This window comes from Paraburkholderia sp. A1BS-2L (genome assembly GCF_051125205.1).
GTDB lineage: Bacteria > Pseudomonadota > Gammaproteobacteria > Burkholderiales > Burkholderiaceae > Paraburkholderia.
Genome location: NZ_CP120428.1, coordinates 2,717,985 through 2,741,693 on the forward strand (window position 1 = coordinate 2,717,985; position 23,709 = coordinate 2,741,693).

The 23,709-nt window shown below is 64.8% G+C and carries 22 protein-coding genes; 11 read left to right on the forward strand and 11 right to left on the reverse strand.

The features are described 5' to 3' along the window. Nucleotides 1–7 precede the first annotated feature (7 nt). The 4 genes from aroE to mpl all read right to left on the reverse strand — a co-directional run bounded on the left by aroE (nt 8) and on the right by mpl (nt 5,083). Nucleotides 8–880: a shikimate dehydrogenase gene (gene aroE, locus P5W98_RS12335; protein ID WP_421024774.1), complete on the reverse strand. Its 873-nt coding sequence runs from the start codon at nt 878–880 to the stop codon at nt 8–10. After that, a complete protein-coding gene (locus P5W98_RS12340; protein ID WP_421024775.1) occupies nt 877–3,003 on the reverse strand; it encodes a ribonuclease catalytic domain-containing protein in 2,127 nt (708 codons plus the stop codon). Before P5W98_RS12340 ends, aroE begins: the two co-directional genes overlap by 4 nt. Before the next feature lie 104 nt (nt 3,004–3,107). Next, nucleotides 3,108–3,683 (reverse strand): YqiA/YcfP family alpha/beta fold hydrolase, encoded by a 576-nt coding sequence (locus P5W98_RS12345; protein WP_421024776.1) that lies wholly within the window; start codon nt 3,681–3,683, stop codon nt 3,108–3,110. Next, nucleotides 3,680–5,083: a UDP-N-acetylmuramate:L-alanyl-gamma-D-glutamyl-meso-diaminopimelate ligase gene (gene mpl, locus P5W98_RS12350; protein ID WP_421024777.1), complete on the reverse strand. Its 1,404-nt coding sequence runs from the start codon at nt 5,081–5,083 to the stop codon at nt 3,680–3,682. Before mpl ends, P5W98_RS12345 begins: the two co-directional genes overlap by 4 nt. Nucleotides 5,084–5,299: 216 nt before the next feature. Between mpl and P5W98_RS12355 the strand changes: the two genes are divergently transcribed. The 10 genes from P5W98_RS12355 (at nt 5,300) to P5W98_RS12400 (ending at nt 13,501) form a co-directional block, all read left to right on the forward strand. Next, on the forward strand, nt 5,300–5,944 hold the full coding sequence (locus tag P5W98_RS12355) for a UDP-N-acetylmuramate--alanine ligase (RefSeq protein ID WP_421024778.1): 645 nt from the start codon (nt 5,300–5,302) through the stop codon (nt 5,942–5,944). 30 nt (nt 5,945–5,974) lie between these two features. After that, the gene (locus tag P5W98_RS12360) at nt 5,975–6,520 is read left to right on the forward strand and encodes a TlpA family protein disulfide reductase (RefSeq protein WP_421024779.1); all 546 of its coding nucleotides are present in this window, start codon (nt 5,975–5,977) and stop codon (nt 6,518–6,520) included. Between the two features lie 205 nt (nt 6,521–6,725). Next, nucleotides 6,726–7,178 carry a type II 3-dehydroquinate dehydratase gene (aroQ, locus tag P5W98_RS12365; protein ID WP_129562848.1) on the forward strand — a complete coding sequence of 151 codons (453 nt, stop codon included), beginning with the start codon at nt 6,726–6,728 and terminating at the stop codon, nt 7,176–7,178. A gap of 100 nt (nt 7,179–7,278) precedes the next feature. Further along, nucleotides 7,279–7,749 (forward strand): acetyl-CoA carboxylase biotin carboxyl carrier protein, encoded by a 471-nt coding sequence (accB, locus tag P5W98_RS12370; RefSeq protein ID WP_421024780.1) that lies wholly within the window; start codon nt 7,279–7,281, stop codon nt 7,747–7,749. 22 nt (nt 7,750–7,771) lie between these two features. Then, complete coding sequence (accC, locus tag P5W98_RS12375; protein WP_421024781.1) at nt 7,772–9,139, forward strand: acetyl-CoA carboxylase biotin carboxylase subunit; 1,368 nt, start codon at nt 7,772–7,774, stop codon at nt 9,137–9,139. Between the two features lie 3 nt (nt 9,140–9,142). After that, a complete protein-coding gene (gene prmA, locus P5W98_RS12380) occupies nt 9,143–10,039 on the forward strand; it encodes a 50S ribosomal protein L11 methyltransferase (protein ID WP_421024782.1) in 897 nt (298 codons plus the stop codon). A gap of 98 nt (nt 10,040–10,137) precedes the next feature. After that, complete coding sequence (locus P5W98_RS12385; RefSeq protein ID WP_421024783.1) at nt 10,138–11,319, forward strand: zinc-ribbon and DUF3426 domain-containing protein; 1,182 nt, start codon at nt 10,138–10,140, stop codon at nt 11,317–11,319. Between the two features lie 102 nt (nt 11,320–11,421). Beyond that, nucleotides 11,422–11,922, forward strand: a complete 501-nt coding sequence (tpx, locus tag P5W98_RS12390; protein ID WP_129562853.1) for a thiol peroxidase — start codon at nt 11,422–11,424, stop codon at nt 11,920–11,922. Between the two features lie 108 nt (nt 11,923–12,030). Then, the gene (locus P5W98_RS12395; RefSeq protein WP_421024784.1) at nt 12,031–12,972 is read left to right on the forward strand and encodes a carbohydrate kinase family protein; all 942 of its coding nucleotides are present in this window, start codon (nt 12,031–12,033) and stop codon (nt 12,970–12,972) included. 52 nt (nt 12,973–13,024) lie between these two features. Further along, nucleotides 13,025–13,501: a glycine zipper 2TM domain-containing protein gene (locus P5W98_RS12400; RefSeq protein WP_421024785.1), complete on the forward strand. Its 477-nt coding sequence runs from the start codon at nt 13,025–13,027 to the stop codon at nt 13,499–13,501. A 310-nt stretch (nt 13,502–13,811) separates the two neighbouring features. Here P5W98_RS12400 and P5W98_RS12405 read toward each other — a convergent pair whose 3' ends face one another. From P5W98_RS12405 to P5W98_RS12435, 7 genes are all read right to left on the reverse strand, one after another. Further along, nucleotides 13,812–14,444, reverse strand: a complete 633-nt coding sequence (locus P5W98_RS12405; protein ID WP_129562856.1) for a histone H1-like DNA-binding protein — start codon at nt 14,442–14,444, stop codon at nt 13,812–13,814. A gap of 28 nt (nt 14,445–14,472) precedes the next feature. Further along, nucleotides 14,473–14,790 carry a hypothetical protein gene (locus tag P5W98_RS12410; protein ID WP_421024786.1) on the reverse strand — a complete coding sequence of 106 codons (318 nt, stop codon included), beginning with the start codon at nt 14,788–14,790 and terminating at the stop codon, nt 14,473–14,475. A gap of 92 nt (nt 14,791–14,882) precedes the next feature. Continuing rightward, nucleotides 14,883–16,115, reverse strand: coding sequence for a ribonucleotide-diphosphate reductase subunit beta (locus P5W98_RS12415; RefSeq protein ID WP_421024787.1), 1,233 nt, complete (start codon nt 16,113–16,115; stop codon nt 14,883–14,885). A 511-nt stretch (nt 16,116–16,626) separates the two neighbouring features. Further along, nucleotides 16,627–19,611 (reverse strand): ribonucleoside-diphosphate reductase subunit alpha, encoded by a 2,985-nt coding sequence (locus tag P5W98_RS12420; RefSeq protein ID WP_421024788.1) that lies wholly within the window; start codon nt 19,609–19,611, stop codon nt 16,627–16,629. Between the two features lie 546 nt (nt 19,612–20,157). Continuing rightward, nucleotides 20,158–20,796 carry a 1,6-anhydro-N-acetylmuramyl-L-alanine amidase AmpD gene (gene ampD, locus P5W98_RS12425; protein ID WP_421024789.1) on the reverse strand — a complete coding sequence of 213 codons (639 nt, stop codon included), beginning with the start codon at nt 20,794–20,796 and terminating at the stop codon, nt 20,158–20,160. Beyond that, nucleotides 20,793–21,164, reverse strand: a complete 372-nt coding sequence (locus tag P5W98_RS12430) for a PP0621 family protein (RefSeq protein WP_421024790.1) — start codon at nt 21,162–21,164, stop codon at nt 20,793–20,795. The genes ampD and P5W98_RS12430 overlap by 4 nt, the downstream gene beginning before the upstream one ends. Nucleotides 21,165–21,211: 47 nt before the next feature. Beyond that, a complete protein-coding gene (locus P5W98_RS12435) occupies nt 21,212–22,216 on the reverse strand; it encodes a cytochrome C assembly family protein (protein ID WP_421024791.1) in 1,005 nt (334 codons plus the stop codon). A 105-nt stretch (nt 22,217–22,321) separates the two neighbouring features. On the opposite strand from P5W98_RS12435, the gene ffh reads away from it, so the two are divergent. Next, complete coding sequence (gene ffh / locus P5W98_RS12440; protein ID WP_421024792.1) at nt 22,322–23,689, forward strand: signal recognition particle protein; 1,368 nt, start codon at nt 22,322–22,324, stop codon at nt 23,687–23,689. Nucleotides 23,690–23,709: the final 20 nt, after the last annotated feature.

Consider the following 23,709-nt stretch of genomic DNA (forward strand, 5'->3'; position numbering starts at 1 on the left):
GCGCGCGTCAGGCCTGCGCTGCCAGTTGCCTGCGCAGCGCGGCCAGCACGGGCGCGCCTTCGGGGCGCACGCCGCGCCACACGAAGAACGACTCGGCGGCCTGCTCGACCAGCATCCCGAGCCCATCCGATGCGCGCGCGCCCAGCGATTCGGCATGGCGCATGAACACGGTCGGTTCGGCGCCGTACATCATGTCGTAGGCCAGCGTTCCCGGACCGAACGCGCGAGCGTCGCACTCGGGCAGCGCGGCGTCGAGACTGCCGGCCGTTGCGTTGACGATCACATCGTAGGGCTTTGGATCGATCGCGTCGCGATAGATGGCGTCCGGGCCACCGCCGTTGATGAGGCAGCCAGCCTCGCGCGCCGCGTCTTCGAACTGCTCTACTAGCGCGTGCGCTTTTTTCGCGGTGCGGTTCACGATGGTGATCTCGCGCGGCCGACGCTCGAGCATCGGCAGCACGACGCCGCGCGCCGCCCCGCCCGCGCCCAGCAGCAGCACGCGTGCGCCCTCGAGCGGGACGCCCAGATTCACCTCGATGTCGCGAACGAGGCCGAAACCGTCAGTGTTGTCGCCGAAAATGCCGTCTTCGTCGAAGCGCAGCGTGTTGACGGCGCCCGCCGCCGCCGCGCGCGGCGACAGCCGGTCCGCCAGCGCGTGCGCCTCCAGCTTGAACGGCACGGTCACGTTCAGGCCACGGCCACCCGCGGCCCGAAACGCCTGCACGTGTTCGACGAAGCCGTCGAGCGGCGCGAGCAGCCGGTCATATTCGACAGGCTCGCCGGTTGCGACGGCGAACTGCGCGTGAATGTATGGCGACTTGCTATGCGCGACCGGGTTACCGACCACGGCATAGCGGTCGCGGACTTGCCGGGCGCTCATGAGCGCGGCTCCGTAGCATGCTGCTCTGGCGACTGCGCGTCCTCGCCTTCGGCGGCATTGTCCGCACCAGCCGAATCAGCCGGCGCTTCGGCCAGCGCCTCTGCTTCGCTCTCGGCGGAAGCGTCGGCGGATTCGATGAGTTCTTCGTCCTCACCCGCGTCGTCTTCGGCTTGCTCGCCGCTCGTCACGACCGGCGCGTCGAGCACGCGCAGCATGCGCACCGACGCCTCGATCGTCAGCTCGTCGATCGACAGCACTTCCATCATCAGGCGCGTGCCACGCGCGTGCACGCCGAGCGCGGGCACGTGCATGAGCAGCGGCACTTCCTCGAAGCGCACGAGATCGTCCTTCACAACGGTGGCCGGGAATTCGCGGCGCGCTTCGCGGCCGTCCTCGCCGCGCATCTCCTGCTGGAGCCAGCGCAGGCACCAGAAGTACTCCATGCGGCGCTGGTGATCGGCGTAGGCGGTGTAGGTTTCGTCGAAGCCCTGCACGACGGCGAACAAATCGGCGTCCTTGGGCTTGAACGGCGCGACCAGCTTGGCGGCCACGCCGTGCTCGACGCACGCGAGCAGCTGCCACTGGTTCACCAAGTCAACATAGCGCCGCAGCGGCGAGGTGCTCCACGCGTATTGCGCGACGCCCAGGCCTTCGTGCGGCGCGGCGTTGGTCTGCATGCGCGTGCGCTTGGGGCCCATGGGCGCGCCGAATGCGCGCTGCGAACGATAGATGCCCGGCACGCCATGATCGTGCAGGAACGCGCCCCACGTGGAATTGGCGAGAATCGCCAGTTCCGCGACGATCAAATCGAGCGGCGAGCCACGGCGGCGCGGAGAGATGGTTACGTGCTCGCCATCCACGTAGAAGTTGAAGTCGGTGTTGCGCTGGACTTCGCGGCGCAGGCCGTAGCCCGCGCGCGCCTGCTGACGCTTCTCGAACAGCGCCTGCGCGAACGGCCACAGCACGGCAATGTCGTCTTTATGCGGATAGTCGCCCGTGCCCGCGGCCAGCGTCTCTTCGGTCACGACCTCGTCGAGCGTGTTGTGGCGCAGGTTGCTCTTCACGAACACGCGCTCGGCGCGCGTTTCCGTGGCGACGATCTCCTGCGTCTCGCGGTTCACGATGCAGTAGAGCGAGAGCGCCGGGCGCATGCCGCCCTCCTTCAGCGTGAAGGCGTCGACGAAATCGTCGGGCAGCATGGTGATCTTGTCGCCGGGCATGTACACCGTCGACAGGCGCGTGCGCGCAACCATATCGGCGGTATCGCCGCGCTTGATGCCCAGTGCAGGCGCCGCGATGTGGATGCCGATGCGCACGCGGCCATCGGCGAGATGCTCGATCGAGAAGGCGTCGTCGATTTCGGTCGTGGTGACATCGTCGATCGAGAACGCCTGCACGTGCTCGGCCGCATCGGGCAGGTCGTCGGGCAGCGCACCCACCGCCACGCCCGGGAAGCCGGTGCCGTGCGGGAAGAATTCGGCCAGAAAGCGCGCCTCATGCAGCGCGCGCGGCGAGGCAATGCCGCCGCATTCGAGCATCAGGCGCGGCATCGAAATGCCGCGCGCAGCGGCGGCCGCTTCGAGCGCCTTGTATTCGATCGAGTTCTTGTCGGGTTTCGTGAGCAGACCCAGCGCCTTGTCCTTGAGCGCCTCGGGCAGCTTGCCCGCCTTGAGGTCCTCTTCGTAGCCGGCCTGCACGAGCGCCTGCTGACGCTTGCGCTCGAGCGACGCGAGCGCCATCTTCAGTTGCTCTTCGGGCGCGCGCTGATACTGGCCGCGGCCCTTGCGGCGGAAGTACACGGGCGAGCCGTGCAGGCGCAGCACGAGCGCGGCACGCTCGACCGGGCCGTAGGTCTCGCCGAAGTACTCGGCGGCGAGCGTCGTATAGGCGAACTCCTCGGCGGGCGCGCATTCCCACAGGAAATCGAGGTCGATGTCCTGTGCAGCGGCGTCCGCCTGCTCCAACAGGTCGCCGGCGGCGGGCTTCTCGAATTCGATCAGCACGTCTTTCGCGCGCACCTTGGCGCGCCGCCCACCTGGCAACTCGACCTGAAACGCATCGCCCTGGCGCGACAGCACGCTGCCCGCCTTGAAACTGCCCGATTCCTCAAAGAAAACGTTCACTCAACACTCTCGTTCAAACTTGCCGGACCGCGGGCGCGGCGCGCCCTGGCGGTGCCGCTGTATACATATAGGCGTTCGCGCGCGGCGCGAACGTAAGCGACGCATCAAGGTGCGTCGCAGAACTGGATCACGTCGTCGACGTAATCGGCGAATTCGCTGATGCCGTGGTCGCTGCCTTCGATCAAGCGCGTTTTGGCGCCCGGATAATGAGCGAGCATCTCGCGGTAATCGAGCACTTCGTCGCCGGTTGCGGCGACCAGATAGTAGCGCTGGGGCTCGGTCACCGCGGCAACGGCCAGCGCGCGCAGTTCTTCCAGATGGCGCGGCTCCACGACGATGCTGCCGCCGCCGTGCCAGAGCGGCTGCTCGCCGAGATACTTCGACAGGTCGCGGTCCGGCACCACGGCCGGATTGAGCAGCACAGCGCGCCAGCCATGCTTTTCGGCCAGATGCGTGGCGAAGAAACCGCCAAGCGAACTGCCGATCAGCGTAATGCGCTCGCCGGCTTGCGCACGCGCCGCGATCTCGCGCTCGACGAGCGCCACGGTCTCGACCGGCGACACCGGCAGCGTCGGGCACAGCCATTCGCGACCACGCCCAAGCGCTTCAAGGCGCGCGTCCAGCAAGCGCGCCTTGAACGATTGCGGCGACGAGCGAAACCCGTGCAGATAGACAATCACGCCGCGCCCCGCGCCGAGAGCGCATCGAGCAGCTTCTGATGCACGCCGCCAAACCCGCCGTTGCTCATCACGAGCAGCTGGTCGCCAGGGCGGGCGGCCGACACCACGGCCTTCACGAGCACGTCGAGATCGTGGTACGCCTGTGCCTTCTCGCCCAGCGGCGCGAGCGCCCCCGCAAGATCCCAGCCGAGCGCGTCCTTGCCGCTCGGCGCGCCGTAGCCGAACACGAGGTCGGCGTCGGCGAGACTGCCAGGCAGTTGCGCCTTCATCACGCCGAGCTTCATTGTGTTCGAGCGCGGCTCGAGCACGGCAAGAATGCGCGTGCGCTTGCCGTCTTCCCCATTGCCGATGCGCGTGCGCAACCCGGCGATCGTCGTTTCGATCGCCGTGGGATGGTGCGCGAAGTCGTCATAAACCGTCACGCCGTCGACGCTGCCGCGCACTTCCATGCGGCGCTTGACGTTGCGGAAGGTCGACAGCGAGGCCGCAGCCTGCGCGGGCGGCACGCCCACGCTGCGCGCGGCGGCGATGGCCGCGAGCGCGTTCATGCGGTTGTGCTCGCCCTGGATCTGCCAGTCGACCACGCCCGCGCGCTCGCTGTTGTGATAGACCGCGAAGCGTTCATCGAGCGGCGTCCCGTCCTCAGCGGGCAGCGCCTGCCAACCGCCCTGCACGCCGAAGCGCTCTACGTCGCTCCACACGCCGCGCGAAAGCACGCGTTCGAGCGCGTCTTCGCGCCCGTTCGAGACGACGCGGCCCACACCCGGAATGGTGCGCACGAGATGGTGGAACTGTGTCTCGATGGCGGCCAGATCGGGGAAGATGTCTGCGTGATCGAATTCGAGATTGTTCAGCACTGCTGTGCGCGGACGGTAATGGACGAACTTCGAACGCTTGTCGAAGAACGCCGTGTCGTACTCGTCGGCTTCGATCACGAAGAAGCTCGAATCGGTGAGGCGCGCCGAGATGCCGAAGTTCAGCGGCACGCCGCCGATCAGAAAGCCGGGGTTCAAGCCGGCGTCTTCGAGCAGCCACGCGAGCATCGAGCTCGTGGTTGTCTTGCCGTGCGTGCCCGCCACGGCGAGCACCCACCTGTCGCGCAGCACGTGCTCGCCGAGCCACTGCGGCCCCGAGGTGTACGGCAGGCCGCGATTGAGGATCTCCTCCATCAGCGGGTTGCCGCGCGAAACCACGTTGCCGATCACATAAAGATCGGGATTGAGTTCTGTCTGGCTTGCGTCGTAACCCTCGATCAGGCGAATACCCTGCGCTTCGAGCTGGGTGCTCATCGGCGGGTACACGCCTGCGTCGCAGCCAGTCACCGTATGGCCCGCACTGCGCGCGAGCACGGCAAGACCGCCCATGAACGTGCCGCAGATGCCGAGGATATGGATGTGCATAAGCCTGTCGCGCCACGCGGGCGTCGTGAACGGTTAGTGGGTTAAAGCGGAGCCAGGCGGTTTGCCGGCGTGGGCAAGGCAGAACGGCGGCGCAAGGCCGCCGGAGCAAAGATCGCTATTGTACCCGACGCCTTGCGGCTTTTTCGCCGCTGCCGCCGGCGCACCCGGCGCCGGAAGCCGAACAGGAGGCCATACGATCTCTAGTATGATGAGCGCATGGTTCGCAGATCACATTTCGATCCCCAGCGCGTGCGCGAGGAAATCGCCATCGCGGCAGCAAGGATGATTGCCGAGGACGGGCTCGACTACGCCACCGCCAAACGCAAAGCCGCGCGGCAGGTTGCGGGGGACGCGCGCATCGAAGGCGCCTGGCTACCCGACAACGACCAGATCGAAGACGAGATCCGCGAATATCAGGCCCTCTTTCAGGGCGATCACCAGCCGGCGATACTGCGGCGCCTGCGCGAAATCGCGCTCGAGTGGATGCGGCGGCTTGAATCGTTCAATCCGTTCCTCACCGGCGCGGTGCTCAACGGCACGGCCGGCGAGCACTCGGATATCCATCTGCAGATTTTCTGCGACAACGCGAAGGATGTCGCAATCTGGCTTCTGAATGCGAATGTGCAGTATGACGTCTCGGAAACGCGCCATTTCGCCGCGCGCGGCTACGTGGAAACGTTCAGTTTCATGTGGCAGCCGTCGCGAAACGAGGAGCCGGTGGGCATCCATATTGCGCTCTACAATACCGACGACCTGCGCGGCGCGGTGCGCGCCGACGCCCGCGGGCGTCTGCCGCGCGCGAATGCGCAGGCGCTCCAGGCGCTGATTAACGAAAGCGGTGCCACCTCTTCCACCACCTGACTCATATAGAGCTTAAACGCAGCAATGAACATGAAGCGGATTCTGGCCGGCGTCGCAGTGGCGGCGGTGGCAGCCGGCGGCGGCATCCTGGCGGGACATTATGCAAACAGCGGCAACACCGGCTTAGCCGATGCGGCATCGGTCGCCGGCAAGCCCAATGCGGTCGGCCAGTTGTGGACCGCTGCCGTGACCACGCCCGACGGCAAACCCCAATCGCTCTCCATGTATAAGGGCCGCACGATCGTGATCAACTTCTGGGCGTCGTGGTGCGGGCCTTGTGTCGAAGAGATGCCCGAGCTCTCCGCGCTGCAGCGCGAGTACGCCAGGAAAGGCATCCAGTTCGTCGGCCTCGGCGTCGACTCCGCCGCGAACATCCAGAATTTCCTCAAGAAAGTGCCAGTCGATTACCCGATCTACATCGCCGGATTCGGCGGCGCCGATGTGGCGCGTGCGTTCGGCAATGCAGCAGGCGGCTTGCCTTACACGGTCGTAATCGACGCGAACGGCACGGTACGTGCAACAAAATTAGGCCAAATCAGGATGGACGAGCTGCGTCACACGCTTGATACACTCTGACGCGCTGCAATTGCCGCGGAATAATTGACCGGGGCTTAACGGGCGTACAGCACTTTTTGCTGCGGAATTCAGGGAAATTAGCGGGAGATCGGCCGTTGCGCGTCTTGCAAACCGCGCTCGGGGCCATATCGATCGTATGGAAAACTAGACAAATTTCTCTAATCAGCGCTAAAGTTCGCGCAATTCCACGGAAAAAGAAGCCACCATGACGCGACTGCTGGTTCTGCACGGCCCCAACCTCAATCTTCTCGGCACACGGGAACCCGAGGTCTATGGGCGCGTGACGCTGCCACAGATCGATCAGGCGCTTGCCGACCGTGCCGCCGATGCGGGTGTGGAGCTGGCAACTTTTCAGAGCAACCACGAAGGCGCACTGGTGGACCGCATTCAGGCGGCCCGCAGCGAGCACACGGATTTCATCCTGATCAACCCGGCGGCGTACACGCACACGAGCGTGGCGATCCGGGACGCGCTGGCAGGCGTCGGCATTCCGTTCGTCGAGGTTCATCTCTCGAACGTGCACCGCCGCGAAGCCTTCCGGCACCACTCGTATTTTTCCGACCAGGCCGAGGGCGTCATCTGCGGCCTCGGCTGGAAGGGTTATCTCTACGCGCTCGAATACGCGCTCGACCGGCTCGCCGCCGGCTCGGCCGCGTGACACCGGCGGCGAGAAACCAACGCATTCTGCAAGACAACACCAATCCCGTGCCGCGCGCGCGCGCCGGCACCTCACGCATGCATAGCAAGGGGGCTGCACCATGGATCTACGTAAGCTGAAGACTCTGATCGACCTCGTCTCCGAATCGGGCATCTCGGAGCTCGAAGTCACCGAGGGCGAAGGCAAGGTGCGCATCGTCAAGAATGCGCCGCCGGTTTACGTGCAGCCGAGCGCGGCGCAATATGCCCCCCCCCTCGCCGGAGCCCCGTTCGCTGCCGCTCCGGCCCCCGCACCCGAAGCCGGCGCGCCCGCCGCGGCCGCACCGGCCTTGCCGCAGGGCCACGTCGTGACCTCGCCGATGGTCGGCACGTTCTACCGCGCACCGTCGCCGGGCGCCGATCCGTTCGTGCAAGTGGGCGACACGGTCAAGGAAGGCCAGACGCTGTGCATCATCGAAGCGATGAAGCTGCTCAACGAGATCGAATCGGACGCAGCCGGCGTCGTCAAGGAAATCCTCGTCGAAAACGGCCAGGCGGTCGAATACGGCCAGCCGCTCTTCGTGATCGCCTAAGGCGCGAGGGCGAATACCCACCATGTTTGAAAAAATCCTCATTGCCAACCGTGGCGAAATCGCGCTGCGCATCCAGCGCGCGTGCCGCGAGCTCGGCGTCAAGACGGTCGTTGTCTATTCGGAAGCCGACAAGGAAGCCAAGTACGTGAAGCTCGCCGACGAGGCGGTCTGCATCGGCCCGGCGCCTTCGAACCTGAGCTATCTGAACATGCCGGCGCTCATCAGCGCGGCCGAAGTCACCGACGCCGAAGCAATCCACCCCGGCTACGGCTTCCTCTCCGAGAACGCGGACTTCGCCGAGCGTGTCGAGCAATCTGGCTTCACGTTCATCGGCCCGCGCCCGGAAACGATCCGCATGATGGGCGACAAGGTCACGGCCAAGCAGACCATGATCAAGACCGGCGTGCCGTGCGTGCCGGGCTCGGAAGGCGCGCTGCCCGAAGATCCGAAGGAAATCGTGAAGATCGCGCGCGCGATCGGCTACCCCGTCATCATCAAGGCGGCGGGCGGCGGCGGCGGGCGCGGCATGCGCGTGGTGCACACCGAAGCGGCGCTCGTGAACGCGGTCAACATGACCCGCGAGGAAGCGGGCCGTGCGTTCGGCAACCCTCAGGTCTACATGGAGAAGTACCTCGAGAATCCGCGTCACATCGAGATTCAGGTGCTTGCCGATTCGTTCAAGAACGCCGTGTGGCTCGGCGAGCGCGACTGCTCGATGCAGCGCCGCCACCAGAAGGTGATCGAGGAAGCGCCGGCGCCGGGCATCGCGCGCCGCCTGCTCGATCGCATCGGCGACCGTTGCGCCGACGCCTGCAAGAAGATGGGCTACCTCGGCGCGGGCACGTTCGAATTCCTCTACGAAAACGGCGAGTTCTACTTCATCGAGATGAACACGCGCGTGCAGGTCGAGCACCCGGTCACGGAGCTGATCACCGGCATCGACATCGTGCAGGAGCAGATCCGCATCGCCGCGGGCGAAAAGCTCTCGTTCCGCCAGCGTGACATCCAGTTGAAGGGCCACGCGATCGAGTGCCGTATCAACGCGGAGGATCCGTTCAAGTTCACGCCTTCGCCGGGACGCCTCACGTCGTGGCACATGCCGGGTGGTCCGGGCGTGCGCGTGGATTCCCACGCCTACAATGGTTATTTCGTGCCGCCGAACTATGATTCGATGATCGGCAAGCTGATCACCTACGGCACCACGCGCGAGCAAGCCATTCAGCGCATGCGCATCGCGCTCTCGGAAATGGTGGTCGAAGGCATCCTGACCAACATTCCGCTGCACCGCGAGCTCATGCTCGACGCGAAGTTCGTCGAAGGCGGCACGAGCATTCACTACCTCGAAAGCCGTCTGGCCGAACGTCAGGCTGTGAAGAAGGACGAAGCGTAATTCATGAGCTACCGGGAACTGATCGTCGAGCTGGATCGCAATCGCGCGGAAGAACTCTCCGACGCGCTGATCGAGCTTGGCGCCCTCTCGGTGTCGGTGGAAGACGCCGACGCCGACACGCCCGACGAGCAGCCGCTCTTCGGCGAGCCGGGCCTCACGCCCGAGCGCACCGCTTGGCAGCATTCGCGCGTTATCGCGCTGATCGGCAACGATCAGGATCCCGCCGTGCTGCTCGTGGCTGCCGCGAACGAGGTCGGTCTCGCTGAAACGCCGAAGTTCTCGCTGCGCGAAGTCGAGGAGCAGGACTGGGTGCGGCTCACCCAATCGCAGTTCGATCCGATCCAGATCGGCCAGCGCATCTGGGTCGTGCCCTCGTGGCACGACGCCCCCGACCCTGACGCGCTCGTGCTCGAGCTCGATCCGGGCCTCGCGTTCGGCACCGGCAGCCATCCCACCACGCGGCTGTGCATGGAGTGGCTCGAGCAGCACGTGCAGCCCGGCAATTCGCTGCTCGACTACGGCTGCGGCTCGGGCATCCTCGCGATCCTCGCGAAGAAGTGCGGCGCGAACCCCGTGATCGGCATCGACATCGACCCGCAGGCGGTCGAATCGGCACGCCAGAACAGCGAGCGCAATCGCGCCGACGTCACCTACGGCCTGCCCGACGACTGCCCGGCGGGCGAGTTCGACATCGTGGTCGCCAACATTCTTTCGAATCCGCTCAAGCTGATGGCGTCGATGCTGTCGTCGCGCGTGAAGCCGGGCGGACGGCTTGCGCTCTCCGGCATCCTCGCGCGTCAGGCCGACGAAGTGGCGCAAGTCTACGCACGCTGGATCGACATCTCGGTCTGGCGCGAGCACGAAGGCTGGGTCTGCCTCGCCGGCACGCGACGCGCGTAAAACCTGTTCGCGCCCCACGAGCAAGGCGCGAAGTCGTAGGCCGCCGTGGATTGCCAGTAGAATGCGAGTATCGCCAACCCTCCGGTTACACGGCACACATGCTTCTGGCAACGCGCTGTCCCTTCTGCGAAACCGTCTTCCGTATCCAGCCCGCACACCTCGCCGCGCGTCGCGGTCTCGTGCGCTGCGGGCATTGTCAGGAAGCGTTCGATGCGTCGGGTAGCCTGTACGAGCTGCCCGAAAGCGGCGATTTCGCCCAGGCCACGCCTGTCGCGGCCGATATCGCCGCTAGCCTCGCCGCACCATCCGCCCAGCAGGCCGCGGCTGCTCAAGTCGCGCAAACTCCCGATCGGCCGCCGCAAGGCGAGCCAGCGGCCCCGTCCGGGGAATCCACCTCGCCTCGAGCGCCAAACTTCTCGGGCCGTGGCTGGGATCCATGGGCGCCGCGCGCGGACAGCAATCTCGACCCTAGCCTGCAATACAACGGCAGCCACCTGCCGCGTGCAGGCCTGGCCCCGGCACGCGATGTCGAAATGCGCATCGCCCGCGACGCCGAGCCCACGCTTTCGCCTGGCGCCGGGCATGGCGCAACGCATGGCCGACAACCCGCTGCATCCGGTCCCGTCGAGCCGACCCTTTCGGCGAATGACGCCATTCACAGCCGCCATGCCGACCCCGAGCCCGTGCTGCGGCGCGCGCCGGCTGGTTCGTCGGCTACCCCCGCGTTCACTGCGCTCGAACCCAACCCCAGCGGCGAACCCTTCGCGGTCACGCGGGAAGCGCCCGTTCGTGTGAAACGCCATACGGGCTGGCGCATCGTGGGCGTATTGATCGCCCTCGCGCTGCTCGCGACGCTCGCCGCGCAGCTCGCGTGGTGGATGCGCGAAACCGTCATGGTCTACTGGCCCGCGTCGCAGCCGTACTATCAACAGGCCTGCGCAGAGCTCGGATGCAAGCTGCGGCCACCGCGCGACATCGACGGCCTGCAGGTCCGGCCATCCGATCTGCGCCAGGTAGACGATCCACATCACCTGGAGCTGAAGGTTCCGCTGCACAACCGCTTCGACGTGGCGCTCGCCTGGCCGGCCATGGAGCTCACGTTGCTCGACCGCCAGAACAACATCGTTCTGCGCCGCGTGCTGTGGCCGCAGGACTACGCGCCGCCCGGCACGCGCATCGAGGCCGGCATGGCCCCGCACAGCACGCAGACGATGATCGTGCGGCTCGACACCGGCAACGTCGTGGCGTCGAACTTCCGCATCGAAATCTTCTACCCCTGAATTCCGCGCCGGCGCTCACTTTCGCGCCGGCGCGCGTTTCCTGCGCCCGGCCACGCCGGGCGCGCTCTTCACCACTACAGCACTACATTCGGAGAACACATCATGAGTCAAGTCACGCTAGGCGGTAACCCGATCGACGTCGCCGGCACGTTCCCGACGGCCGGCCAGAAGGCCCCTGCATTCTCGCTCGTCGGCCGCGACCTCAATGCCGTCTCGCTCGCTGATTTCGCCGGCAAGCGCAAGGTGCTGAACATCGTGCCGAGCCTCGACACGCCGGTTTGCGCCACCTCCACGCGCAAGTTCAACGAAGCCGCAGCCAAGCTCGACAACACGGCCGTCGTCGTGATCTCGGCGGATCTGCCGTTCGCCGCTGCGCGCTTTTGCACGACCGAAGGCATCGAAAATGTCGTCACGGCATCGACCTTCCGCGGCCACGAGTTCGCGCAAGCCTACGGCGTGGACGTCACGAGCGGCCCGCTGACGGGCCTCACGGCGCGCGCCGTGGTGGTCATCGACGCGAACGACAACGTCGTCTACGCAGAGCGCGTCAGCGAAATCAAGAACGAGCCGAACTACGACGCCGCACTTGCTGCACTGAAGTAATACCCGTCGCGGCGCGCGCGAGCTGGACACCGCCCCGGCACCATGCCGGCTCAATACCGCTCACGGCGCGCCGCCGTCTCCACCCAACGCATTACAGGAATCCCTGCCTTGGCTACGCTGATCTGCGGCTCGCTCGCCTACGACAACATCATGACTTTCGAAGGCCGCTTTCGGGAACACATCCTGCCTGAGCAGGTGCACATTCTGAACGTGAGCTTTCTCGTGCCGACGATGCGCCGCGAATTCGGCGGCTGCGCGGGCAATATCGCTTACTCGCTGCATCTGCTTGGCGGCGACGCGCGCATCATGGCGACGCTCGGTGGCGCCGATGCGCAACCTTATCTCGAACGCCTCGACACGCTCGGCCTCTCGAAAGCGCACGTGCGCGTGCTGCCCGACACGTGGTCGGCACAGGCGATGATCACGACCGATCTCGAGAACAACCAGATCACGGCCTTCCACCCGGGCGCGATGATGCAATCGCACCTGAACCGCGCCGACGAAGCGCCTGGGATCAAGCTCGGCATCGTCGCGCCGGACGGCTTCGACGGCATGGTCCAGCACGTGGAGCAGTTCGCGCATGCGGGCATTCCATTTGTCTTCGATCCGGGTCAAGGACTACCGCTCTTCGACGGTGCGTCGCTTCGACGCGCTATTGAACTTGCGACCTATGTGACGGTCAACGACTACGAAGCGAATTTGGTCAGTCATCGCACTGGCTGGTCGCTCGAAGAGATCGCGAGCCATGTCGATGCACTCATCGTCACGCGCGGCGAGCACGGTTCGCAGATCTACCACGGCGGCGGCATCGAAGAAATTCCATCGGTGCGTGCCGAACGAGTGCTCGACCCCACGGGTTGCGGCGACGCCTTCCGCGGCGGTCTGCTCTACGGCATCCAGAACAACCTCGGCTGGGCCACCACGGGACGTCTTGCCAGCCTCATGGGCGCGCTGAAAATCGAGCATCTCGGACCGCAGAACTACGCGCCCTCGCGGGCGCAAATCAAGGAACGGTTCAAGGCGGCGTTCGACTACGAACTGCCGCTCTGAATCCGGGCGCCGCCTCCTTCGTCACCGGCGGCGCTCTTTGGAGTTACGGGAAATGAAAACAACAAGTCGTGTGATCGTCGCCGTCATGATTGCGGGCTCGCTCGCCCTGTCGGGCTGTGCTTATAACAGCAGTTCCGCTGATGTCTACACCGCCTCCCAGGCGCAACGCGAAGCCACGGTGCGCATGGCCACGGTCGAAAGCGTGCGCGCGGTGAAGATCAGTTCCAACAACGGCCAGCCGAGCGGAATCGGCGCAGTGGGCGGCGGCGCGCTTGGCGCCGTGGCGGGCAGCCAGATTGGCGGTGGCACAGGCTCGATCATCACGGGCATCATCGGAGGCATCGCGGGTGCAGTGGCCGGCAACGCCGTCGAGAACGGCGTTGCGATGCACAACGGCCTCGAGATCACGGTGCGCCTCGATAACGGCGACTATCGCGCCATCACCCAGGCCGCCACCGGCGAGGTCTTTCAAGCTGGCGAGCGGGTGCGCCTGGTCTCGAGCGGAGGCGTCACGCGCGTGACGCACTGATTAACCGGTTTCCCCTGTACCGCAGCGGCGTCTTGCGCCTTCCTGCGGAACCTCAGGCGCATGTGCTCCCCTGTGCATGCGCCTTTTTTCATGCCCGCGCCAAACGGCGTTGCCGGCACTCAGCGCGCCTTGACGCGGCGAGTGAACAAAAGCCATGGACGAAAAAAATCCCGTCGCGGACAAACCGACGACGGGACTGGGAGCGGGCCCGGCATTTGCGCCTGCGCAGATGCATCCGCAGACACAGCGCCCGGCCCTGCCACCGAAGCGCGCGTATTGACTGACTCTCGTGCGCTTCGGCTCGTACTACTTACGGACGGCTGCCGGTCGGGAACGGCCATGCTGCGGCCGGGTTCAGGGCAGTCTTGACCGTTGCTGCGGGCGCAGCCGGTTGCGCAGCAGGGGCAGCAGGTGCAGCAGCGGCCGCCTTCGCAGGTGCCTTCTTGGCAGCCTTCTTCGCGGCGGCCTTCTTCGCAGGTGCAGCCTTCTTGGCAGCGGCCTTCTTCGCAGGCGCAGCCTTCTTGGCAGCAGCCTTCTTCGCAGGCGCGGCCTTCTTGGCAGCAGCCTTCTTCGCAGGCGCCTTCTTGGCAGCAACCTTCTTCACCGCGACTTTCTTCGCTGCGGCCTTCTTCGCGGGTGCTGCCTTCTTCGCTGCAACCTTCTTCACGGCGACTTTCTTCGCTGCAACCTTCTTTGCAGCGGCCTTTTTCGCCGGTGCTGCCTTCTTCGCCGCAACCTTCTTCACCGCGACTTTCTTCGCTGCAGCCTTCTTCGCCGGTGCGGCCTTCTTCGCTGCGACCTTCTTCACTGCGACTTTCTTGGCTGCAACCTTCTTCACCGCGACTTTCTTCGCTGCGGCCTTCTTGGCCGGCGCTGCCTTCTTCGCTGCAACCTTCTTCACTGCGGCTTTCTTGGCCGCCGGCTTTTTCTTGGCAGTTGCCATTTTTTTCTCCTTCAGGTTCAGATGAGAGTCAGTTCAAACTACACCCTTCGTCAAAACCCGCTTCCCGCGAACGCTTCTCACGGCGCACACTACGAAGCGGGCTATTCATCGGCGTACGCTGATCCCGCGCGCTTACGCTAATGAATGCGGTAAGGCGCACCGTGCCATGAGGCACCGCGCGCCAGATCGATCCGGCGTCGGATACCGACGCCGGCCAACGTTCGTTGAAAGCGCAGGTCATACGACCCACGCCCTTTTCCGGGGGGAAGTTTGCCCATCCCACTGAAGGGTTCGCAAAGTGCCGGTCATATCGGTGAGCCGCCAAGGCTCCGGGCACGCTTTGCATCAGGCGTTCCTGCTCCTAATCATCCGCCGGCCGAGGCGCTCATATGGCGCCTGGCGGCAACCCCAAAAGACTTGGCTCCGGGTGCGCCCGGGTTATTCCCAGGACAGCGCACCGCCGGTCTGATATTCGATCACACGCGTCTCGAAGAAGTTGCGTTCCTTCTTCAAGTCGATCATCTCGCTCATCCACGGGAACGGGTTCTCTTCGTTCGGGAACAGCGTATCGAGACCGATCTGCTGGCAACGGCGATTGCAGATGAAGCGCAGATAGCTCTTGAACATCGATGCGTTCAGGCCCAGCACGCCGCGCGGCATGGTGTCTTCCGCGTAACGGTACTCGAGGTCGACCGCATGCTTGAACAACTCGGTAATCTCCGCGCGGAACGCCGGAGTCCACAGCTGCGGATTCTCGAGCTTGATCTGGTTGATCAGATCGATACCGAAGTTGCAGTGCATCGACTCGTCGCGCAGGATGTACTGATACTGCTCTGCAGCACCGGTCATCTTGTTCTGGCGACCGAGCGCGAGAATCTGCGTGAAGCCTACATAGAAAAACAGGCCTTCCATGATGCAGGCGAACACAATCAGCGACTTGAGCAGCTTCTGGTCCGCTTCGAGCGTGCCGGTCTTGAACGACGGATCCGTGAGCGTATGAATGAACGGGATCAGGAACTCGTCCTTGTCGCGGATCGACTTGACCTCGTGGTACGCGTTGAAGATCTCGCCTTCGTCCAGGCCCAGCGACTCGACGATGTACTGGTACGCGTGCGTATGGATCGCCTCTTCGAACGCCTGCCGCAGCAGGAACTGGCGGCATTCGGGCGCCGTGATGTGCCGGTAGGTGCCGAGCACGATGTTATTGGCGGCGAGGGAGTCGGCGGTCACAAAGAAGCCGAGGTTACGCTTGACGATGCGGCGCTCGTCCTCGGTCAGACCATTCGGGTCTTTCCACAGGGCGATGTCGCGCGACATGTTGATTTCCTGCGGCATCCAGTGGTTCGCGCAGCCGGACAGGTACTTCTCCCAGGCCCACTTGTACTTGAACGGGACCAACTGGTTCACGTCGGTCTGGCCGTTGATGATGCGCTTGTCGGCGACATTCACGCGGGCTTCTGCCGAGACCGGTGCTTGCGGCGGCGGTGCGACTGCGAAGTCGGCGGCGAAGATGTTGTGCGCCGAAGAGGACTGAGGAGTGGAATGCAGATTGAGCTGCGCAATCTGTGCATCCGGAACAGAGACAGCCACTCCCGCGAGGTTGCGCATTGCGTTTTGCTGCGCACCGCTCGACGGAGTTACGGCCGTGATCTCGTCATCCCAGTTGAGCATAAATGTCACCATCAATTTAGATCGGTTTGTACCATCTTTTCATGCGCGATAAAAGGGTTCGCACACGAAAAATCCTGTTTTCGATTCGCGTTGCGACCTCGATACAACACTTTGTTATTGCATCGTGTCGTTCGCATCGCATGAACGGCGCTCAAGCATCGCGTGTTCGTCGCGACGATCATGTCCATGCGAGGCTGATCGTGGGTCTTCGCGACATCGCGAGCGTGTGTGAAAGTCGGTTCGCAGCGCGCCGTTCGCTCGCGCGCGAAACTCCAGGGATTCCTTCCTGTTAGCGCTTCTTGCTTCTCGCATGTGCATCTCGTTGCATCCCGCGTTTGCGTCAGCTTCGCGCTTCGCAACGCGCGTGCCGCGCGTCGCCAGGAGAGTCGGTCAGCGCACATTGCGCGCGCTGACCGTTACATCGACTACCTACTGTTTACTACCGACTACTGATGCTGCCGTGCTTGCGGCCCTGCTGCATGTGCGCGACGTTGCATCGCGCGCTGCCGCTTTATTGGCAAGCCTCGCACTCTTCAAAGCCGGGATCGCCCGGGCGCATCATGCACACCGGACCTTCCGCTTCGGGTGCCGCCTCTGCTGCCGCAGCCGCCTGCATCACGCTCGAGCCCGTGCCGTTGCCAGCACCGCCTGCCGCGCCGAAGCCAGCGCCGCCTGAGCTACCCGCACCGCCGCCGTTGCCGCCGGTCGGCACTGCGTTGAGCGCGCCGTGCGCGACCGTCGACTTCTCGACGTGCGTGGCCGCCATCGTGCGCAGGTAGTACGTGGTCTTCAGGCCGCGGATCCAGGCGAGCTTGTAGATCTCGTCGAGCTTCTTGCCCGATGCACCCGCCATGAAGATGTTCAGCGACTGCGCCTGGTCAATCCACTTCTGGCGACGCGAAGCCGCTTCGACGAGCCACGTCGGGTCGACTTCGAACGCCGTCGCGTACACCGCGCGCAGGTCGGCCGGGATGCGGTCGATGCGCGAGAGCATGCCGTCGAAGTACTTCAGGTCGGCGACCATGACTTCGTCCCACAGGCCGCGTGCCTTCAGGTCGCGCACGAGGTAGTCGTTCACCACGGTGAATTCGCCCGAGAGGTTCGACTTCACGTAGAGGTTCTGGAACGTCGGCTCGATGCACGGCGACACGCCGATGATGTTCGAGATGGTGGCCGTAGGTGCGATCGCGATGCAGTTCGAGTTGCGCATGCCGTGCGTCGCGATGCGCTCGCGCAGCGAGGCCCAGTCCATCGACTCGCTCGAGTCGACTTCGACGTAGCCGCCGCGCTGCTCGGCGAGCAGCTTGAGCGTGTCCTGCGGGAGGATGCCACGATCCCACAGCGAGCCGCGATACGTCGAGTAGCGGCCGCGCTCGGCTGCCAGCTCCGTCGACGCCCAGTACGCGTAGTAGCAGACGGCTTCCATCGAGCGGTCGGCGAACTCCACGGCCTCTTGCGAAGCAAACGGCGTGCGCAGCACGTGCAGGCAGTCCTGGAAGCCCATGATGCCCATACCCACCGGACGGTGCTTCAGGTTCGAGTTACGCGCCTTCGACACCGCGTAGTAGTTGATGTCGATGACGTTGTCGAGCATGCGCATCGCCACGCTGATGGTGCGCTTGAGCTTGTCGTGGTCGAGCGCGAACGTGCCGTCGGCCTGTTCGACCATGTGCGCGACGAGGTTCACCGAGCCCAGGTTGCACACGGCGATTTCGCTGTCGCTGGTGTTCAGCGTGATTTCCGTGCACAGGTTCGACGAGTGGACGACGCCCACGTGCTGCTGCGGCGAACGGATGTTGCACGGATCCTTGAACGTGATCCACGGATGGCCCGTTTCGAACAGCATGCCGAGCATCTTGCGCCACATTTGCGCTGCCGGGATCTTCTTGAACAGCTTGATCTCGCCGCGCGCGACCTTCTCTTCGTAAGCCGTGTAAGCCTGCTCGAACTCGATGCCGAACTTGTCGTGCAGGTCCGGGCAGGTCGAGGGCGAGAACAGCGTCCACTCGCCGCCTTCCATCACGCGCTTCATGAACAGGTCGGGAATCCAGTTCGCCGTGTTCATGTCGTGGGTGCGGCGGCGGTCGTCGCCGGTGTTCTTGCGCAGCTCGAGGAACTCTTCGATGTCGAGGTGCCACGATTCCAGGTACGCGCACACCGCGCCCTTGCGCTTGCCGCCCTGGTTCACGGCCACGGCGGTGTCGTTCACGACCTTCAGGAACGGCACGACGCCTTGCGACTTGCCGTTGGTGCCCTTGATGTGCGAGCCGAGCGCGCGCACGCGCGTCCAGTCGTTGCCGAGGCCGCCGGCAAACTTCGAGAGCAGCGCGTTGTCCTTGAGCGCTTCATAGATGCCGTCGAGGTCGTCGGCGACCGTCGTGAGGTAGCACGACGAGAGTTGCGAGCGGTGCGTGCCCGAGTTGAACAGCGTGGGCGTGGACGACATGAAGTCGAACGACGAGAGCACGTTGTAGAACTCGATCGCGCGCGCTTCGCGGTCGATCTCGTTGAGCGAGAGGCCCATCGCGACACGCATGAAGAATGCCTGCGGCATTTCGATGCGCGTGCCGTGCACGTGCAGGAAGTAGCGGTCGTACAGCGTCTGCAGGCCGAGGTAGCCGAACTGCAGGTCGCGGCTCGCGTCGAGCGCATTGCCCAGACGCTTCAGGTCGAACTGCTGGAGCTTGTCGTCGAGCAGGCCAGCTTCGACGCCGCGCTTGATGAACTGCGGGAAGTACTCCGCGTAACGCCAGCCCATGTCGGCTTGCGTGACTTCCTCTTCGAGAATTTCGCGACGGATCGTGTGCAGCAGAATGCGCGAGGTGACCTGGCTATACGCCGGATCCTTTTCGATCATCGTGCGCGCAGCGAGAATCGCCGAGTCGTAGACCTGCGACATCGGCACCCCGTCGTACAGGTTCTTCACCGTTTCCGCGACGATCGGGTCGGCGTTCACTGCATCACCGAGACCGTCGCAAGCCGAGACGATCAGCGCGCGCAGCGCGTGCATGTCAAGCGGACGCGTCACGCCGTTGTCGGTGACGTTGATGCCAGGCGCTGCGGCTGCCGCTTCCGGCGCATGCGCGCGCTCCTGGTTGCGCTTCTCGCGATACAGCACGTAGGCGCGCGCGACGTTGTGCTCGCCGCCGCGCATGAGCGCGAGCTCGACCTGGTCCTGGATGTCTTCGATGTGGAACGTGCCGCCATTCGGACGGCTGCGCACAAGTGCGCGCACGACGTTCTGCGTGAGCTGCTCGACGAGTTCGCGAACGCGCGCCGAAGCAGCGCCCTGCCCGCCATTGACGGCCAGGAATGCCTTGGTCATCGCGAGGGCGATCTTCGACGGCTCGAAGCCCACCACGCTGCCGTTACGGCGGATCACCTTATGGTCGGCGAACTGCGTCGCGCCGGCCTGGCCGTCCTGCGGCTGGCCACCCAGCGTGCGCGCAGCAGGCGCGCCTTCGTACTGGGTCGAGACGTTATCGGTCGTTTGCATGTGCAAAGCTCCTGGTCCTGGAATTGAGCGAAGGGTTTTCGCGAGTTAAATCGGACGCCGCGCCCCCGTGTGCGCAGTCGATTGGGCGGAGAAGAAAAGCCAGCCTGGCGAGGCTGCCGGATGCGGCAAGGCAGATGAGTCACGGATTGCTTCGGTCTTCATCGTGTATGTCGCGATCATTGGCTGTACCTTTACTCTCGATTGCAGGCGGTGCTGCCGGCTTCTTGCACCAGTTGCACCGCACAATTTTTCGTACGCCGCTAATGCGTGCGGCGCCATGCTCGTCAGAGCGGGGCGCCGCAGAAAAACACAACATATGGTGTAAAGCCGTGCTTCGGGTACGAAGTATAGTAGAAGTTCCAGACGGGTCAAACGCCTTTTTTTAATGGTCCCATCTTGACAAGACGCCAGCCCAGACAGCGCGGGCGTTACCGCCGGGCGCACCGGCAAGTGGTCTTCGAGCAGCGCGCGTACACCCTCGCTGCGCGCCTGCCGAATGCCTGTTTTGTGTGCAGGTCGCGGGTCTAACGTTGTGCCCCGGGTGGGTCACGACGACGCGTCGTGTTGGTCGCTCTCTGCGCGCGGGTGGATATAGGGGAAGAAGGTGTCGTCGAGTTGCGTCTCGCGCTGCAAGCGCGCCCAGTCGAAATGCGGGCCGGGATCCGTTTTCCGGCCCGGCGCAATATCAGAATGTCCCGCTAGCGCATCGATTGGATAGTGAGCCGCCAGTGCCCTGACGAGCGGCGCGAGCGTCGCATATTGCGCGGGCTCGAACGCGCGCGTATCGCTGCCCTCGAGTTCGATGCCGATCGAGAAGTCATTGCAACGCTCGCGTCCGAGGAAGCTGGACAGCCCCGCGTGCCATGCGCGTTCGGCGCACGAGACGAATTGCTCGAGCATGCCGTCGCGATGAATCACGAAGTGCGCGGAAACACGCACGCCGCGCAGATGTGCATCGAAATACGGATGCGCATCGCAATCGAGACGATTGAGGAACAGGTCCGCGATCTCCGGGCCGCCAAAGGTGTCGGGCGGCAAGCTGATGTTGTGCACCACGATCAACGTGGGGACCGCACCCGCAGGACGCGCCTCGAAGTTGAACGTCGGCAGACGGCGCGCGCCGGCAACCCAGCCCTGCGCATCGACGGCGAACCCGGGCTCCGCGGACGACGGGGTCGCGCTCATCGCGCGGGACGATTCTGACGGGTCTTGCGCGCGTCGTACGCACGCGCATGCTCGGCGCAGCAGAAGGTTTGCGCGCCCACGCTCACCGACTCGCTGCGCGGCGCATGAACGCCGCACTCCGCGCAGCGGACCATCGGCTCGGGCAACGCGCCGTTGCCAGTGCGATTGCCGGACGCGTTGCCAGCGCCCGCGCCATTCGCACCGAAAGGACCGCCAGCAGCGCCGTTGCCATTGCCCGCGCGCCAAGCACCGCCTGCCCCGCCCTGTCGCGGATCGGCGCCTGGACGCGAATGCTGCGAATTGCGCAGCGACTTGAAGAACCACTGCCCAACGATGAACAGCAGGATAAGAAGAAGAATCTGTCTCATGGAATCAGCGTGTGATGTACGCCAGTAGCGAAGCACTGAGCCTCGCGTCAGACGATGGGACGATGCAGCAGCACCTCGAACACGAAGCGGCTACCCACATAGGCGAGCAGGAGCGCGACGAACGACGCGATCACCCAGCGCAGCGCGGCGCGGCCGCGCCAGCCGGAAATCTTGCGCGCGGTGAGCAGCGAGCCGAACATCAGCCACGAGAGAATCGCGAACACCGTCTTATGGTCGAGTGAAAGCGGACGATCGAACAGTTGCTCGCTGAACACGATGCCCGAGACCAGCGTGGCCGTGAGCAGCACGAAACCCGCGCCGATCAGACGGAACAGCAGTTTCTCCATCGTGAGGAGCGGCGGCAGCGTCTCGATCCAGTTCGAGAGCCATCCGGCGCTGCGGTTACCTGCGCGATGACCAGCGCGATTGCCGCCGTTGCGCTGGAAACCCGCACCCTTGAGCGCGTGCAGACGGCGCTCGACCGCGAGCATCAGCACTGCGTGCAGCGCGGCAATCGCGAAGAGTCCGTAGGCGACATTGGCGATGACGAAGTGCAGCTTGAACATGGGCGCAGCCGCGTAAGGCAGCACGCGCACGCCGCCGAACACGAGCGGCAGAATCGCGGCCACGGCGGCCAGCGGCAGCAGCAGCAAGCGCAGCCCGTCGAGTGCGAAGAAAAAGCTCTCGATCCAGTAGATCCCCGCGCCGAGCCAGAACATGGCCGACAACGCGAACGCGAAGCCGAACACCATTTCATGGGCAGGGAAGATCGTCATGTGCAGCAGTACGCCATGTGCCGCGAGCGCCACGAAAAGCAGCGCGCGAGAAAGCGGGCCGAAACTGCGCGCGCGCGGCGCACCATCGTGCGAAGCGCCCGAACTCCCCGAGGAGACGCTCGAAGCACCGGCAACACCCGGCGCGCCGGCGGCAACCGCCACCGGCGGCACGCTGCCGAAGAGCGGCGCGGTGCTCGCGCGGCGCAATGCCCGCCAGTCGGCGGCACACAAACCGCCGTACAGGAGCACGGTGAGGGCATACAGTACAATATCCATGTTCGAAGTTTACTATAGGCCCCCTCTCCGCGACGGATCGCGACGAATCGCCATCGATTCCCGCTTTCGCGCGCGTGCGCCGGGCCGCACTGCTCACCGCTCCCCATGCTCGACAATCTCACTCAACGGATGGCGCACGTCGTCAAGACGCTGCGCGGCGAGGCCCGGCTGACCGAGGCCAACACGCAGGAAATGCTGCGCGAAGTACGCCTCGCGCTGCTGGAAGCGGACGTGGCGCTGCCCGTCGTGCGCGAATTCATCGCCAAGGTGAAGGAGAAGGCGCTCGGCGAGGAAGTGCTCGCCAGCCTCTCGCCGGGCCAGGCGCTCGTCGGCGTGGTGCAGCGCGAGCTGACCGCCGTGATCGGCGGCGATTACGAAGGCAAGGCCGCCGAGCTCGATCTCGCCGTCACGCCGCCCGCGGTCATCCTGATGGCGGGTCTGCAAGGCGCCGGCAAGACCACCACGGTCGGCAAGCTTGCCAAGCTCCTGCGCGAGAAGTACAAGAAGAAGGTCCTCACCGTTTCTTGCGACGTCTACCGTCCTGCCGCCATCGCGCAGTTGAAGACGGTGACGGAACAGGTCGGCGCCGACTTCTTCCCTTCGCAGCCCGATCAAAAGCCGGTCGACATCGCCAATGCGGCCGTCGACTGGGCCAAGCGCCACTATCACGACGTGCTGCTCGTCGACACGGCCGGCCGCCTCGGCATCGACGAGGCGATGATGAACGAGATCGCCGCGCTGCACGCCTCGCTCAAGCCGGCTGAAACGCTCTTCGTGGTCGACGCGATGCTCGGCCAGGATGCGGTCAACACCGCGAAGGCGTTCAACGACGCCCTGCCGCTCACCGGCGTCGTGCTCACCAAGCTCGACGGCGACTCGCGCGGCGGCGCGGCGCTTTCCGTGCGCCACATCACGGGCAAGCCGATCAAGTTCGTCGGCGTCGCGGAAAAGCTCGACGGCCTCGAAGTGTTCTACCCGGAGCGCATGGCGAACCGGATCCTCGGCATGGGCGACATTCTCGCGCTCGTCGAGGAAGCGCAGCGCGGCGTCGATGTTCAAGCCGCACAGAAGCTCGCCGACAAGGTCAAGAAAGGCGGCGACTTCGACCTCAACGACTTCCGCGCGCAGCTCTCGCAGATGAAGAAGATGGGCGGCCTCTCGTCGCTCATGGACAAGCTGCCCGCGCAGTTCCAGCAGGCCGCCTCGGGCGCCGACATGGGCCAGGCCGAGAAGCAGATGCGCCGCATGGAAGGCATCATCAACTCGATGACCGCCGCCGAGCGCGCCAAGCCCGAACTCATCAAGGCCACGCGCAAGCGCCGCATCGCGGCCGGCGCGGGCGTGCAGGTCCAGGAGGTCAACCGCCTGCTGAACCAATACGACCAGATGCGCACCATGATGAAGAAGCTCAAGGGCGGCAATCTGCAGAAAATGATGCGCGGCATGAAGGGCATGATGCCCGGCATGCGTTGATGGACAATAGCTACAACTAG